This is a genomic window from Paenibacillus sp. FSL H7-0737 (assembly GCF_000758545.1).
In the GTDB taxonomy this organism is placed as follows: Bacteria; Bacillota; Bacilli; order Paenibacillales; family Paenibacillaceae; genus Paenibacillus_AQ.
Genome location: NZ_CP009279.1, coordinates 5992998 through 6008360, shown reverse-complemented (window position 1 = coordinate 6008360; position 15363 = coordinate 5992998). Strand labels below are relative to the sequence as shown.

The 15363-nt window shown below is 43.9% G+C and carries 10 protein-coding genes; 9 read left to right on the top strand and 1 reads right to left on the bottom strand.

Annotation, left to right across the window (positions count from 1 at the left end; genetic code table 11):
* Window positions 1-76 precede the first annotated feature (76 nt).
* The 5 genes from H70737_RS26135 to H70737_RS26115 all read left to right on the top strand — a co-directional run bounded on the left by H70737_RS26135 (window position 77) and on the right by H70737_RS26115 (window position 5589).
* The gene (locus tag H70737_RS26135; protein WP_042192011.1) at window positions 77-406 is read left to right on the top strand and encodes a four-helix bundle copper-binding protein; all 330 of its coding nucleotides are present in this window, start codon (window positions 77-79) and stop codon (window positions 404-406) included.
* 206 nt (window positions 407-612) lie between these two features.
* Entirely contained in the window at window positions 613-3045 is a 2433-nt protein-coding gene (locus H70737_RS26130) for a heavy metal translocating P-type ATPase (protein WP_042192009.1), read from the top strand.
* 32 nt (window positions 3046-3077) lie between these two features.
* Window positions 3078-3701 carry an NAD(P)/FAD-dependent oxidoreductase gene (locus tag H70737_RS26125; protein ID WP_042192007.1) on the top strand — a complete coding sequence of 208 codons (624 nt, stop codon included), beginning with the start codon at window positions 3078-3080 and terminating at the stop codon, window positions 3699-3701.
* A gap of 238 nt (window positions 3702-3939) precedes the next feature.
* The gene (locus H70737_RS31535; protein WP_042192005.1) at window positions 3940-4938 is read left to right on the top strand and encodes a globin-coupled sensor protein; all 999 of its coding nucleotides are present in this window, start codon (window positions 3940-3942) and stop codon (window positions 4936-4938) included.
* A 33-nt stretch (window positions 4939-4971) separates the two neighbouring features.
* On the top strand, window positions 4972-5589 hold the full coding sequence (locus H70737_RS26115) for a dihydrofolate reductase family protein (protein WP_197071249.1): 618 nt from the start codon (window positions 4972-4974) through the stop codon (window positions 5587-5589).
* A gap of 63 nt (window positions 5590-5652) precedes the next feature.
* Here the strand turns inward: H70737_RS26115 and H70737_RS30895 are convergent, their stop codons facing one another.
* Window positions 5653-5823: a hypothetical protein gene (locus tag H70737_RS30895; RefSeq protein WP_156113190.1), complete on the bottom strand. Its 171-nt coding sequence runs from the start codon at window positions 5821-5823 to the stop codon at window positions 5653-5655.
* Window positions 5824-6115: 292 nt separating this feature from the next.
* On the opposite strand from H70737_RS30895, the gene H70737_RS26110 reads away from it, so the two are divergent.
* The 4 genes from H70737_RS26110 to H70737_RS26095 all read left to right on the top strand — a co-directional run bounded on the left by H70737_RS26110 (window position 6116) and on the right by H70737_RS26095 (window position 15361).
* On the top strand, window positions 6116-6589 hold the full coding sequence (locus tag H70737_RS26110; RefSeq protein WP_042192000.1) for a CcdC protein domain-containing protein: 474 nt from the start codon (window positions 6116-6118) through the stop codon (window positions 6587-6589).
* A gap of 245 nt (window positions 6590-6834) precedes the next feature.
* Complete coding sequence (locus H70737_RS26105; RefSeq protein ID WP_052404435.1) at window positions 6835-7530, top strand: 4'-phosphopantetheinyl transferase family protein; 696 nt, start codon at window positions 6835-6837, stop codon at window positions 7528-7530.
* Window positions 7530-8273, top strand: a complete 744-nt coding sequence (locus tag H70737_RS26100; RefSeq protein ID WP_052404434.1) for a thioesterase II family protein — start codon at window positions 7530-7532, stop codon at window positions 8271-8273. The genes H70737_RS26105 and H70737_RS26100 overlap by 1 nt, the downstream gene beginning before the upstream one ends.
* Window positions 8274-8290: 17 nt before the next feature.
* A complete protein-coding gene (locus tag H70737_RS26095) occupies window positions 8291-15361 on the top strand; it encodes a non-ribosomal peptide synthetase (RefSeq protein WP_042191999.1) in 7071 nt (2356 codons plus the stop codon).
* Window positions 15362-15363 lie beyond the last annotated feature (2 nt).

Here is a 15363-nt window from a genome sequence, read left to right as displayed (position 1 = left end):
TGATAAGTTAGCTCACGATTGGGTAAATATAGAGTAGGGGACTATACTAAATTACATCTTGAGAGGAGTTTTTATGATGTCACATCAAAACTACAAAGCGTGTATTGAAGAATGTTTAAAATGTATGGTGGCTTGTAATCACTGTTACTCATCTTGCTTGGAGGAAGATCATGTTGGAATGATGAAGGAGTGCATTCGCCTGGATCGTGAATGTGCAGAAATATGCGGATTCACTGCACATGCCCTGTCGATGAACAGTAAATATGCCAAGGCCTTATGTTTAGCTTGTGCAGAGGCTTGTGAAGCCTGCGGCAACGAATGTAAAAAGCATGACCATGATCATTGCCAGCAATGTGCAGAAGCATGTTTTGCCTGTGCGAAAATCTGCCGTGAAATGGCTGCTTAACTCAGTAGGACTCTCTTCAGAGAGGACGGATTCATGAGGGAGTTTTCTCAGAAACAGGATTTCTGTTACTGAGAAAACTCCTTTTTAAGTATTTAGAGTATAGCTTGTCGCTTGACATAATATAGGGTAGGGGGGTATACTAACATCAAGAAGAGGATGATGCAAACAATGGAAATCATCACAAAAGTGGAAGAGGTGTTTATATAATGACTACTGCTGCGGCGGGACAATCGCAAACTTCATTACAAATCACAGGGATGACTTGTGCTGCTTGTGCGAACCGCATTGAAAAAGGCTTGAATAAACTAGAAGGTGTAAGTGAAGCCAACGTAAACTTTGCAATGGAAAGGGCTACAGTGACTTATGATCCGAACATAGTGGACGTTAGTAAGATGGAAGCAAGTATTCAGAAGCTTGGGTACAGCACAGCTAAAGAAGCTGTAGATTTACAGCTTGTAGGTATGACATGCGCTGCTTGTGCATTGAAAATTGAGAAGACTCTGAATAAGCTACCTGGCGTAAGCACTGCCAGTGTGAACTTTGCGATGGAAACAGCACATGTCGAATATAATCCCGTTGAAGTTTCTGTATCTGACATGCAGAAGCGGGTGGAGAAGCTTGGATACAAGGCTGTTCCCAAACAAGAGCAAGGTGACCCAGCGGAACAGCGACAACAAGATTTATCCAAGCAAAAGCGTAAGCTGCTGATCTCCGCGATTCTATCGTTTCCACTGCTGTGGGCGATGGTGAGCCACTTTTCCTTCACTTCGTGGATATGGCTGCCTGATCTTTTTATGAATCCATGGTTCCAATTGATTTTGGCAACGCCGGTTCAATTTTATATCGGAAAACAATTTTACATCGGTGCTTATAAAGCGCTACGTAACGGCAGTGCGAACATGGATGTTCTAGTTTCACTCGGGACCTCGGCGGCGTTTTTTTACAGCCTGTACTTAACAATCGTTTGGGCTGTCAATGGTGGGAGCGCGCATCATGGACCAGAAATGTATTATGAAACAAGTGCAGTATTGATTACGCTGGTTCTAATGGGTAAATTGTTCGAATCCTTGGCAAAAGGACGGACATCAGAAGCTATTAAATCCTTGATGGGCTTGCAGGCCAAGACAGCTTTAGTTGTCCGCGACGGTGAAGAATTAAGCATTCCTGTAGAGGAAGTTATTACTGGTGATATAGTACTTGTTCGTCCAGGGAATAAAGTACCTGTGGATGGTGAAGTTCTGGAAGGGATCTCTTCGGTAGATGAATCCATGCTGACCGGAGAAAGCCTCCCTGTTGAAAAGAAAGCCGGAGATTCCGTCATTGGAGCGACGATTAATAAAAACGGCATGCTTCGAATTAAGGCAACAAAAGTAGGTAAGGAAACTGCTCTTGCGCAGATCATCAAAGTGGTAGAAGAAGCGCAAGGCTCGAAAGCTCCGATTCAACGGGTCGCTGATGTCATCTCCGGTATCTTCGTTCCAATCGTTGTTGGGATTGCCGTTATTGCATTCTTAGTGTGGTACTTTATCGTAACACCGGGTGATTTTGCAGGAGCTTTGGAAAAAGCAATCGCCATTCTGGTTATCGCTTGCCCTTGTGCTTTGGGTCTGGCTACGCCAACCTCCATTATGGCTGGTTCCGGACGTGCAGCTGAACTGGGAATCCTGTTCAAAGGCGGGGAGCATTTAGAGCAAACACATAAAATTGATACGATTATCTTGGATAAAACAGGTACAGTAACAAAGGGCAAACCTGAGCTTACCGATATTTTGGTTGAAGGCAACGAGACAGAATTTCTTAGACTGGTGGGTGCAGCTGAGAAGAATTCAGAGCATCCACTTGCAGAAGCTATTGTCACAGGTATCTTGGAAAGAAATATTGAATTGCCAGGGACAGAATCATTTGAAGCCATACCGGGTTTTGGAATCAAGGCTGTCGTGGAAGGCAAAGAGCTGTTAATTGGTACTCGGCGTCTCATGGACAAATACGGTGTAGAGGCAAGTCATGCTTATAACATCATGTCTACTTTAGAAGAATCCGGTAAAACAGCAATGCTTGTGGCTATAAATAAAGGGTACGTGGGTATGGTAGCTGTTGCGGACACCATTAAAGAAACCTCTCAGGCTGCTGTCAGTCGCTTGAAAGGAATGGGAATCCAGGTCATCATGATTACCGGAGATAACGAACGTACGGCAAAGGCGATCGCAGCTCAAGTTGGCATTGACCATGTACGCGCTGAAGTGCTTCCAGAAGGAAAAGCGGAGGAAGTGAAAAAATTACAAGCGCAAGGCAAGATAGTAGCCATGGTTGGCGATGGTATTAATGATGCTCCAGCTCTCGCAACTGCAGATATTGGGATGGCCATTGGTACCGGTACGGACGTGGCTATGGAAGCTGCGGATGTTACTTTAATGCGAGGCGATCTATCCAGTATTCCCGACGCTATCTACATGAGTCGTAAAACAATGACTAATATTAAACAAAATCTATTCTGGGCACTTGGCTACAACTCACTTGGCATTCCGATTGCAGCACTTGGTTTCTTGGCTCCGTGGGTAGCGGGTGCGGCAATGGCTCTCAGTTCGGTTTCCGTTGTTCTTAATGCACTTCGTCTGCAACGTGTGAAGATCCGTAACTAAATCACTAGAGGAATGAGGACGGAGATAAGGATATGGGAGAGATCACAAAAATCGCAGTTGCACCTCCAATTCAAGTGGGGGGAAGCCTGTTTACACCAGAGCAGCTTGCTACAATAGGAGCAATTCTAGGAACGAATGCAAAAATTGAAATGACATCTTTTAAACAGCTTTATTTGGAGGTGCCTCTTGAACAACGTGAAGTGATTGTGGAGCAACTTGAGCGTATAGGATTAGAAGTATATTCAGCGGGTTTTGTCACGAAAAGCCTGATTGCTTGTAATTTTTGTAAAGGGGCTGAGGAAGCAGGTCTGGCAGTTGCACAGAAATTAAATCAGTCCATCGCAGGGATTGAAACACCTATGCCACTGAAGATTGGTTATGCGGGCTGTGCACTCGGAACCAGCGAGCCTCTGTTGAAAGACATTAGCGTTGTGAAAATGCGTAATACCTATGAGATTTTTGTGGGTGGAGAACCAAAAGGGCTTAAGACTTCAATCGCTCAATCCCTTAGATCAGGGCTAAGTGAAGATCAACTTATTCCAGTGATTCTGTCATTGATTAACTACTATAAGGCCAACGCCAAAGGGAAAGAGAAATTCAGAAAGTTCATTGACCGGGTGACGATAGAATTGCTGCAACAAGTTGTTGCTGTGTAGGATAAGGTTTTAATTTTAAGAGGGGCTTCCTTTATAGGAGCTCCTCTTTTTAGTGTGATCTAAGAATAATGCTACGAAATTCAAAGTTTGTAAAATTAATAAACTATTTAAGTAAATAAAGTGTTAAAATTTATAAAAATAATACCTTCATTATCAAGATAAATAGATGCCATAGGGGATGGCATGGAAGATGCGATGATCATTATATAAACAGAATGAGAGGGAAGTTGACCAAATTATGATCAATCTTAGTTCAGAGCGACAACAGCAAGTTAGCTATATTGGGATTACTGAGGCTGATTTAAATGTATTGAAAAGTAAGGAGAAAGAATTCAAGCAAATCGTAAGCTCCCTTGTAGATGAATTGTATAAGCAGATGATAGAGGAACCTGAGCTACTCCACATCATTGAACAGCACAGTACGCTTGATCGATTGAAGGAAACGCAGCAGTGGTATTTTTTATCCATGGCATCGGGTGTGATTGATGAAGCATTTATTGAAAGACGACTGCTTATAGGTAAAATTCACTCGCGTATTGGTCTGACAACAAATTGGTATTTGGGCACTTACATATTATATTTGGATCTCGCTACAGCTTATTTTGAACGGATATTACCGACTGATTGGAAACCCGTCATTCATGCATTAACCAAGATGTTTAATCTGGATTCACAGTTGGTTCTGGAAGCCTACGAAGTCGATGAAAAAGCAAAAATAGAAAATTTATTAGAAAAGCAAAACCACTTGCTTACAGGTGTTAGTTCTGCGGTTCAAGAATTAGTATCCTTAATGGTTCAACTGAAAGATAGCAGTGAATCCATCGAGGAATTAGCTAGTAAGAATGCTGATTATCAAGAGAAAACACATCAAACTGTGTTATATCTTGACAAAGAGGTAGAGTCTATTCATCAAGTGGGTACAATGATTAGGGAGGTTGCTGATCATACACATCTTTTGGGCTTAAACGCAGCCATTGAAGCGGCAAGAGCAGGGGAGTACGGTAGAGGCTTTGAAGTCGTCGCGAATGAAGTACGCAAGTTAGCTCGTCGCTCTAAAGATTCAATCGGAACGATTGATGAGAAGCTGAATAATATCAACTCCACACTGTCCAAGGTGAAAAAAGAATCGGAACACAATTCCATGTATTCTAGAGATCAAGTGAAGGGCTCTCAAGAACTGGCCTCCTTCGTGAATCTGATTGAAAAAGTGACCGTCGAGTTAGAAAACTTGAAATAATCAAGCATGTCCTCATATTGCGGATCGAATGTTATGTATTCATTTCTGGTACAAGGAGCGATGAGTGTGCCTGTAGATCATCATGAACAAGATGCAGAAAATTCATCTAGAAAGATTGTGGCAGGTTTATTCATGTCGCTGGATGGAGTGGTAAACTCGCTTGAAGCCTCACCTAAGAAGTGGGGGAGTAATGAAATGAATGAGACGATTGCTGCGGGTGTTGCACAGGCGGATACTGTATTGCTTGGAACACGTACTTACAAGATGTTAGCCCAGTTCTGGCAGCATCAGAGTGACGATCTACCCATGGCAAGATTCCTGAACCATTCTGACAAATATCTGGTCTCCAGTACGATTACGGAGGACATGCTCGAATGGCAACCTGCGAGCCTGATCAAGGGCAAGCTCTTCGAGGAAATAATGAAGCTAAAGCAACAGCCTGGAAAGAACATTCAGATCCCTGGTAGTCCGAAATTAGTCAGATCCCTATTACAAAATGGATTGTTAGATGAGCTTAGGCTTAATATCTGTCCCGTTGTCGTTGGCTCTGGAATGCGTCTTTTTGACGAGATCACGAATCATGTCCCACTTCATCTTGTGGACTCAAAAGCTTACAGTAACGGTGTGGTAGGCTTAACGTATCGCATATAATCTTTGAAATGAAACACTCCTTCAGAATATTCTGAGGAGTGTTTTTTTGTTTAACAGTGCGGTTTAGACGTCGGTTTTGGAAACACCGTTTAAGCTGGGAACATAATCGGCAGCTTTATCGATGTTTACCATCTGAGCCGCTTCATTAAAGTTATTGTTATTCTGTGCATTGTTTTTCTTACTTGGTTGATGTTTGCCTGGTTCACCTTTGGGACTGGCGTTATTTTTTGGCATGACATTCACCTCCATATTCTCCCCATAGTATGAGAAGGTAGTTTGAATTTTATGCCAGACCTTGACAGGGGGGGGCTTCGATTGCATTAGAACGTTGGCAGATGCCAATGGCCGCTTTCGGTGCTTCTACCGCTTAGACCCCTTCCTCTAGGGATGCTGGGGCATCCCTTTTTTTGCTGGTCACAAGCTTAAAATTTGCGGTTTTTACCACAATGATTTTCGGTGTAAAGCTATAAATAATAAGATACACTTTATTCCAGTGATGCATATTACGTGGAAGGAGCTTTGCAAAATGAATAGTAACTTTATGTTAAGCATTATGCTGGGTGTCGCTGCAATTATTGTGCTGAGAAGACTAATGTCGGAACATAGGCCTATGGGAAAAAGAGCGTTTAGGATTATGCTGCCGATTCTATTCTTAAGCCCTGGCCTACTGCTGCTGCTAAACGGTCAGGTACATCTTCAACAGAATGAAACACTGCTGGCTATACTTGTAGGATTAGCTTTCTCGGTTCCGCTGATTATTACAACGGCTTATGAGAAAAGGGATGGCCGAATTTACACCAAGAGGAACATAGGTTTTCTCTACTTTTTCGTAGGGATCTTGATCTTGCGTGTTATTCTCAGAAGTTATCTTCTCCAGATTGAACCGCAAAATATGGCTGTGCTGCTGTTTATCGTCGCGTCGTCCTACATCATTCCATGGAGACTAGCCAGTTATCTGAAGTTTAAAAAGATGATTAAATCAGACGTTTCGATGGAATAACGATACTTGTTTTAACAAAGGATCCGCGGGTAGAATGCGGGTCTTTTCTTATGGGTAACTGGACCACGCAACTGGACAATTTATGAACCAACATAATTGCGGTACTTGGCTCGTAAAAGCGCAAAAGGTTTGTGGTTAAACCAGGGGTGGTTTTCGGTGAAAGGTCTGATAGGCTGTTGTAAGATTGACTTAAGAAAGAAACAAACTCGGCTATAGGATGATTTTCAGAAAAGGATGTGAGTGATATGGAATTGCACGCTTTACACATAGAAGGTGGCATTCCGGAACAGCAATATCTACATCTTTTGCTTTCAACTGATGCTGGTATGCGCAAACGGATTTCTAGCTTCTATAGAAGGGAAGATGCGGAGCGTTCGCTTGCAGGTATTTTCCTTGCCAAAACAGTGATTGCCGACAGAATTGGACAGCCGGTTAGACGCATCCAGTTCCAGGAAAACCCTTATGGTAAGCCAGAGGTTAGCGGACTGAACATTCATTTTAACATTAGTCACTCCGGTGATTGGGTCACATGTGCTCTCGACGAGCAGCCGATCGGAACGGATATTGAACAATGTCATTCCTTACCTCCCGCTATTGGAGATCTATGCTTCACGGAAGAAGAGAAAGTTTATCTGGCAGCAGATTCGCATGAATATCCTAATCGCTTCTACGAGCTATGGACCTTGAAGGAGAGCTATATCAAGGCTTTGGGGAAGGGGATGTCGATCCCTTTACAATCCTTTTCTATTCAAAAAAGTCAGGAAGAAAGCAGGTTCAAATGTTACATACAGAATCATTTACTGGAAGATTGGGCTTTTGAGACCTTTAATGACATAACTGGTTATCAATGTGCTGTTTGCTGCCATCCCAAGAGCATACCAGGGCAGTTGAAGTTGTGGAGTTTAAATGATTTTTACTATCCTAAGTTGGAGTTGGCGTAATGATGAATCATATAAAAGTGTTCTGTATTCCATATGCGGGCGGTTCTGCAGTCACTTATGAACGCTGGAAGAAGCGGATACCGGATAAGAATGATATGGATTTTATTCCGCTAGAACTAGCCGGAAGAGGTCGCAAGTCGAATCTTCCTTTTTATGAAAATATGGAAGAAGCCGTTGAAGATTTGTATCAGAGTATCAGCTCTGAGTTGTATGAGCCCTATGCGATATTTGGGCATAGTATGGGCAGTCTGATCGCGTTTGAATTATGTCACAAGCTGCAAGAGAAGGGGCTGCCGGGGCCGGAGCATATTTTTTTCTCAGGTAGAAGATCTCCTTTTATCCCCTCGCCTAATCATAACTTTCATATGCTATCTGATGAGGAGTTTGTACAGGAAGTGCTCAACTACGGGGGGACCACTAGACAGGCGTTGGAGCATACAGAGCTTCGCGAGTTATTTCTCCCGATTCTACGAGCCGATTTTAAATTAGTCGAGACGTATCAACCTAGATTAGACCGACCCAAATTTTCAGCCAACATCAGTGCATTCGGAGGAAAAAGGGATGTCCAGGTTACACTTGAAGACCTTCAATCCTGGGGGGAGACAACTACGGGACAGTGCCGCACCAGTATTTTTCCGGGTAATCATTTCTTTATTAACGAATCGTTGGATGACGTCATTATGAAAATTTATATCGCCTTATATTTGGAGAGGATCTTCCGGGTTGCTATACCTGGGAAATAAAGGAGGTTTCAATTTCAATGTCGACAACACCCAATAATCAATTGTCCAAATCCTCTGATCCGGTATGGCTTGAACGGTATGAGGATGAGAATATGAAGCTAGATCTCTCATGGGGAAGTCCACTAAACAGCCAAGCAGTTAAGAATGAGGATTCTCTGGGCTATGTGGATTTCACATTTTCAAGTCGAACATTTACCGCTTTCCGTAAGTTGGCACATACACACGGTTTTTCGATATATTCAGGGATAATGACCCTGTATGCGATGGTGTTATATCGGTATACTGGCGAGAAGAATTTCCTTATTAATTACGAATGCTCCACCGGTCATCATGAGATACAGCCGATCCCATGCACGGTAGATTCGGGACAATCTTTTATAGAAGCCTGGGAACAAACTGAGAATCATGCGAGGGAGAATCCGCGGTATGCTGCTGAAGCTTTTATGGAGCGGACTGCAGAATGGATAAGAGAAACACGGTCGAACAGCTATGCTATAGGTCATTCTGCAATCTATGAGAGCAGGACATTATGTACATTCACTCCTTATGATCTGGCGCTGAATATCGTTGTAGGTGATAATGATCTATCGCTGCGCTTGATTTATAGCAAGACAGCCCTCCGCAGCGCTTCTATCCGCAGCCTGTCCCGTCATCTAAGCAGAATGGCGACTAATGCCATCCGGCAGCCATTTACCCCTATTGCTTCTATTGAAATGCTCTCCACCTTAGAAAAACGCCGCATTCTGATCGACTTCAATGCAACGGACACCCTTCTTCCAGTACAACAATCGATTCATGAGCTGTTTGAAGAGCAGGTCAAACTTGCAGCAGAACATCCGGCAATTGTTCACGAAGGCGGTCAAATTTCTTATCGTGATCTAGATGAACAAGCGAACCGATGGGCGAATTTTCTGGCAAGTGAGAAGCAGACGGGACGGGTGACCCGGATTGGCTTATTGATGGAGAGTAGTTCTGAGCACATAATTGCTTCCCTAGCGGTCCTTAAGAGCGGAGGTGCTTTTGTACCGATTCACGTTGGCTTACCTCAAGATCGAATCACTGATATCATCGAGAGTTCAGGGATTGAAACTCTACTGTCCTGTCAAAAACATGCATTAATGTGTGAGCAGCAGGCAGCAGTGACTGACCTGAAGAGCTGTGTATACTTCGATACTGGTAAACAAATGATTCGTACCGACAAAGGATTGGAGCTTGTAACGATATCATGGGAGAACATCAGCAGCAAGAAGCCGGAGCATGTGGGAAAGCTTGAGGATTTGGCTTATATTATTTTCACTTCGGGAACAACCGGTAAACCCAAAGGTGTAATGATTGAACACCGAGGGTTGGTTAATCTGGCAACGATGTATGCCTCTGAGTTCCCTCTGGATGTGCCCAAACGTGTAGTACAGTTCGCTAATGTATCGTTTGACGCATCTATTTGGGAATGGTTGCAGGCACTGACGTCGGGAGGAACACTTTATATCCCACCCCGGGACATCATCTATAATTTCATTCAATTTGAACGATATTTAAATGATTATGAAGTAAATACTGCAACACTTCCACCTGCTTATGCAGCATCCCTGCATCCTGAACGCATACATACGTTAAGACATCTTTTTGTAGTTGGCTCGGCTTCTACACCTGCTTTATTGGAACAGTGGGGGGAGCAAGTTCAATATATAAATGGCTATGGACCCACCGAATCATCTATCTGTGCAACCTATTGGAAGAAGCCGAAAGAGCTTGCGGCAAGCAAGCTCAAAGCGGTTCCTATCGGAAAACCGATCGCTAATTTCCAACTCTATATTATCGATCCTGATCAGAATCCACAGCCTATTGGCATTGCAGGGGAGCTGTGTATAGGAGGCATTGGATTAACTCGCGGTTACTTGAATTTGCCGGAAGTCACCAGAGAAAAATTGGTTCCACATCCTTTTCAATCTGGCGAGTGGATTTATAAGACAGGTGACCTTGCCAAATGGCTTCCTGACGGAAATGTAGAATATATCGGACGCATTGATCATCAGGTGAAGATTAGAGGTATCCGGATTGAGACCGAGGAGATTGAAACTGTGCTGCTGCAACATCCAGCTGTTAAGAATGCAGCCGTCCTCGATAAGAATAACGAAGTGGGTCAGAAATATCTTGCTGCATACTTAGTACTCGAAAGTAAAATTTCTACCTCTGAATTACAACAATATGTACTGAGTAAGCTTCCAGATTATATGCTCCCCCAGCAGTTCATCCAAGTGGATACGTCATTCCCCTTAAATGCTAGTGGGAAGATTGATCGGAAGAGGCTTATTCTTATAACAACTGAAATAAATGATAATAACCTATATATAGCTCCATCAAAACCACTAGAATTTGAGTTAACACTATTATGGCAGCAGGTGCTTAGAACAGATCGGATAGGCGTACAGGATGATTTTCTCCTATTAGGTGGCCATTCGTTGAAGGCTGCGGAGATCATAAGCGCTATTCTAGAGCATTATGAGATTCGCATCACCTTGGCTGACCTGCTCCGCTTAAAGAATATTCGTTCTTTGGCGTCTTTTATCGAGCAGAGCGACAAGACGATATCCACATCGATGGATAAGGTAGCTGAGCAAGCCTCTTATCCTGCTTCTTCAGCGCAGCAGAGGATTTATACACTCTCACAGGCTCACCCAGAGAGTACTCCTTACAACTTGCCAATGGCTATTGAGATCCATGGAGAGCTGGATTTAAGCAGACTCGAGATGGCTTTAAATGAGCTGATCCGCTGCCATGAGTCGCTCCGCACCTCTTTTAGCCTGGAGGAAGACGGTCTTCGGCAGAATGTGCATGAACAAGCAGTATTGAGTCTTAAGATCGCTGACACTCAACAATCTGCCGAGGAGACGATACAAGCTTTTATCGCTCCTTTTGATCTGCACCATGCTCCATTATTTCGGGCTTTATGGAAGGAGCTTGGACCCTCACGCGGGCTTCTATTAATGGATATTCATCATTCAGTCTGCGACGGGATATCCACCGGACTTCTACTGAGACAGCTTAATGCTATATACAATGGAGAGTTGGTCGCGACTCCTGCAAGAATACAGTATAAGGATTGCTCAAACTGGTTAGAGAAACAGCGGTGTATGGAGGACGGCAGAAGAGCAGAACAGTATTGGCTGAAATTATTCGAAGGGGAGCTGCCGATTCTGCAATTGCCCATCGATTACTCAGAAAGACCTTATTCCCAAACCGCAGGAGACCATTTGACACTACCCTTAACCCGAAAATTAGCTGACAAGGTGAAGGAAGCGGCAGGCCGCAGCGGAACAACACCCTATATGGTAATGTTAGGAGCCTTTCAGCTCTTATTATCCAGATACAGCGGTCAAGAGGACATGATCGTCGGTACGGTAAACAACGGAAGAAGTCATTCGGAGATGTCATCCGTTGTAGGGATGTTTGTGAATACCTTACCTTTACGGCTACGCCAGTACGGTACACAAACGGGAAGAGAACTTCTGGAAGCAGTCAAGCAACAGGTACTGGCGGCTTCTGAACATAGCTTGTATCCCTTTGAGAAGCTGGTTGGGCAGCTAGAGTTCTCTCGCAGCCATGAACGGAATCCATTATTTGATATTTTGTTTTCGATGGAGAATCTGGAACTGCCAGACTTGCGTCTTGGAAGGTCCCAAGGCATTTCTTATCCATTCCAAGACCCTGTATCCCGGTTTAAGTTAGCTCTGATCGTAACGGAGCAAGGCAAAGAGCTCTCTTTGAAATGGGAGTACCTCACCTCCGCGTTCAAACAAGAGACGGTGGAGCGAATGAACGAGCATTACTTACAGCTATTGGAACAGCTGGTGACCAGACTGGATGACTCTATTTCAGAGTTCGAGATGATTACTATACCGGAGAGGGAGCAGCTGCTGAGCATCTTCAATACTGAATCCGTAGCGTTTCCTGAAGAAATAACAGCGTATGAATGGTTTATGTGCCAATCGGGGAAAACCCCGGAGCAGACCGCTGTGATCTGCGGAACGGAACGTTTGACATACCGTGAGCTAAATGAACAATCCAATCGCTTGGCAAGGGCACTAATAAGCAAAGGTCTGGGAAAAGACAGCATTGCCGCTGTGATGTCCCGTCCATCAGTGCATATGATTACAGCAATCCTAGCCATTCTGAAGAGTGGAGCAGCTTATCTTCCTATTGATCCTGATTATCCAGCGGAGCGCATTTCTTATATGCTTCACAATAGTGGTGCAGAGATCCTGTTGACACAAAGCCAATTCCCAGCTCCAGATGATTATGCTATAGAAATGCTGGATATAGATCATATGGAATGGTGTCTGGATTACGGAGCCGAGGATTTGGAATCCTTGAGCGGACCGGATGATCTGGCTTATATCATCTATACCTCCGGGTCTACAGGGATGCCTAAAGGGGTTATGATAGAGCATCGCTCACTGGTCCAATTATGTCATTGGCATCACCGGGCTTTTGCACTAAATGAGCAGGACCGGACGACTCAGTTTGCCGGATTTGGATTCGATGCAGCGGTATGGGAGATCTTCCCCTCCCTGTTATGCGGAGCCGAGCTTCACCTCGTTCAGGAGAATCTTCGCAAAGATGTCCATCGATTAAATGAATATATGAATTTAAATGGAATTACGGTTAGTTTCCTGCCTTCGCCGATCTGCGAGCCTTTTATGTCGCTTCAGAATCAATCCCTACGCTTACTACTAACTGGAGGAGATACTCTGAAGTCGTTTATTCCGCAACGTTATAAACTAGTTAACAATTACGGTCCAACAGAGCATACGGTTGTAGCCACTAGCTTTCAGGTAGAGGAGAGCAGCGGGAAGATCCCTATCGGTAAGCCCATTGATAATACCTCCATTTACATCATAGATCCTTATTTCAGATTACAGCCGGTAGGCGTGGAAGGTGAAATTGCTATCGCGGGTACAGGAATCGCTAGAGGTTATTTGCATAATGAAATGTTAACTAACCAGAAGTTTGTGGACGATCCTTTTCATCCCGGTAGAAAAATGTATCTAACCGGAGATCGGGGCCGTTGGCTGACAGATGGCAATGTTGAATATAAAGGGCGGTTAGACGATCAAATCAAAGTTCGTGGCTATCGGATTGAGCTTGGTGAGATTGAGGCGAAGCTGCTGCTTAACCCTGAGATTAGAGAAGCTGTGGTGATCAGTAAGAAGGGAAATAACGGGGGCAACGAATTATATGGATATTGTATCCCAGTTCACCCTGGTGTCGTTGAAGAATCGATCAGGGAGCAGTTAAGAGAACAATTGCCTGAATATATGGTTCCTGCACAGCTTGTCTTATTGGAGAGCTTACCGCTTACTCCTAACGGGAAAATAGACAAAAAGCAGCTTGCACAAAAGGTGACGGAAAAAGCTACGAATATGATTAAGTTACCACCTACGAATACCATGGAACGGATTCTGGTCGAAGTATGGAAAGATGTACTCGGTGAGACTGCGGGGATAGAAGATCACTTCTATAGCTTGGGTGGAGATTCGATCAAAGCCATTCAGGTGGCCTCTCGTTTACACAAATATGGCTTGCAACTGGATGTGAAGCACATTCTTCAGCAAAATACGATTCGCCGAATCGCACCGTTCGTGAGAACCAAATCTGTGCGGGGAGGAGATAAGGTGAAACTGGAGTCGGCTGTGCTAACACCAATCCAGAACTGGCTGTTTCAGAATCCAGAAAGGGTACGTCATCATTTCAATCAATCCGTGCTTCTCTTCCATCAAGAAGGCTTTAGCCCTGAATGCGTTGAACGGAGTTTTGATCTTCTGTCCAGTGTACATGAGGGTCTGCGAACCAAATTCAGAAGAACCACAGAAGGGCAGTTTGAGTTTGAGGCTATAATCCAAGATTCTATCATCGAAGGTGGATTTTCAGTAAATGTGTATGACATACGAGAAGAAGAACATCCCGAACAGAGGATGAGCGAAGAAGCGGATACGCTTCAAACGGGATTAAATATAGAACATGGGCCACTTGTAAAGCTAGGGTTATTCAGAAGAACTGAGGGTGATTACCTTCTAATTGCTATTCATCACCTTATAGTAGATGGGGTGTCATGGAGAATCCTTCTTGAGGATTTCAGAAATATCTATACTCAGTTAATAACGGCAGAGCATGATACGAAAATTCAGCTTCCAGAATCGACTGATTCATTCTTCTATTGGGCGGAACAAATGAATCAGTACACTCAAAGCAAAGAGCTGCGTAAGGAGCTTGATTTCTGGAATAGAATCACCTCCTGGGAAGAAGAACCGCTGTATCCTGGTCTAACCTCCACCCATTTGGTTAACCAATCCAGCAGTGTTACCTTGCTATTTACCCGTGAACAGACGGAGGCGTTGCTGAAGGATACCCATCTCAGTTATAACACGGAAATTAACGATTTATTGCTGTGTGCAGTGAGCTTAGCGGTTAAAGATTGGATTGGACGCCGGGCCATCAAAATTACAATAGAAAGTCATGGACGCGAAGAATTGTTTGTTGATACGGATGTGACTAGAACAGTAGGATGTTTTACCTCTGTGTATCCATTGCTGCTGGAGCTTATCGATCCCGATGACATTGGAGACTCCATCAGACGAACTAAAGAAACGCTGAGGGCCGTGCCACATAATGGTATCGGATACGGTGTATTGAAATACTTGAGCACAGAGCATAGACAAGGACTTGGTGAGATATCGCCGCCAGTGATTAGCTTTAACTTTATGGGGCAAATGGATAACGAAAATGAGTTATTCAGTGTATCGAATCTCTATAGAGGACAGGAAGTGCACCCGGAATTTAACCATAATCATGCGATAGCCTTGGAAGGTGTAATCAGCGGCGGCTGCCTTGAAATGGTCTGTCACTATAATAGGGAAACCTTAGAACCAGCTGCAATACATGCATTCGCTGAGGCCTACAGACGTAGCTTACTGGCAATCATTGAGCATTGTCAGAACCGGAGAGAAGGGGAATTGACGCCGAGTGATTGCTCATCTGGTCAAATTGATTTTGAACTGCTTGGCGAGATCTTTGAATCCATCGGCAATTAAAA

Coding starts and splice junctions, on each gene's coding strand:
- H70737_RS26135 (WP_042192011.1), top strand. CDS start 77: ATGTCACATCAAAACTACAAAGCGTGTATTGAAGAATGTTTAAAATGT.
- H70737_RS26130 (WP_042192009.1), top strand. CDS start 613: ATGACTACTGCTGCGGCGGGACAATCGCAAACTTCATTACAAATCACA.
- H70737_RS26125 (WP_042192007.1), top strand. CDS start 3,078: ATGGGAGAGATCACAAAAATCGCAGTTGCACCTCCAATTCAAGTGGGG.
- H70737_RS31535 (WP_042192005.1), top strand. CDS start 3,940: ATGATCAATCTTAGTTCAGAGCGACAACAGCAAGTTAGCTATATTGGG.
- H70737_RS26115 (WP_197071249.1), top strand. CDS start 4,972: ATGTATTCATTTCTGGTACAAGGAGCGATGAGTGTGCCTGTAGATCAT.
- H70737_RS30895 (WP_156113190.1), bottom strand. CDS start 5,823: ATGCCAAAAAATAACGCCAGTCCCAAAGGTGAACCAGGCAAACATCAA.
- H70737_RS26110 (WP_042192000.1), top strand. CDS start 6,116: ATGAATAGTAACTTTATGTTAAGCATTATGCTGGGTGTCGCTGCAATT.
- H70737_RS26105 (WP_052404435.1), top strand. CDS start 6,835: ATGGAATTGCACGCTTTACACATAGAAGGTGGCATTCCGGAACAGCAA.
- H70737_RS26100 (WP_052404434.1), top strand. CDS start 7,530: ATGATGAATCATATAAAAGTGTTCTGTATTCCATATGCGGGCGGTTCT.
- H70737_RS26095 (WP_042191999.1), top strand. CDS start 8,291: ATGTCGACAACACCCAATAATCAATTGTCCAAATCCTCTGATCCGGTA.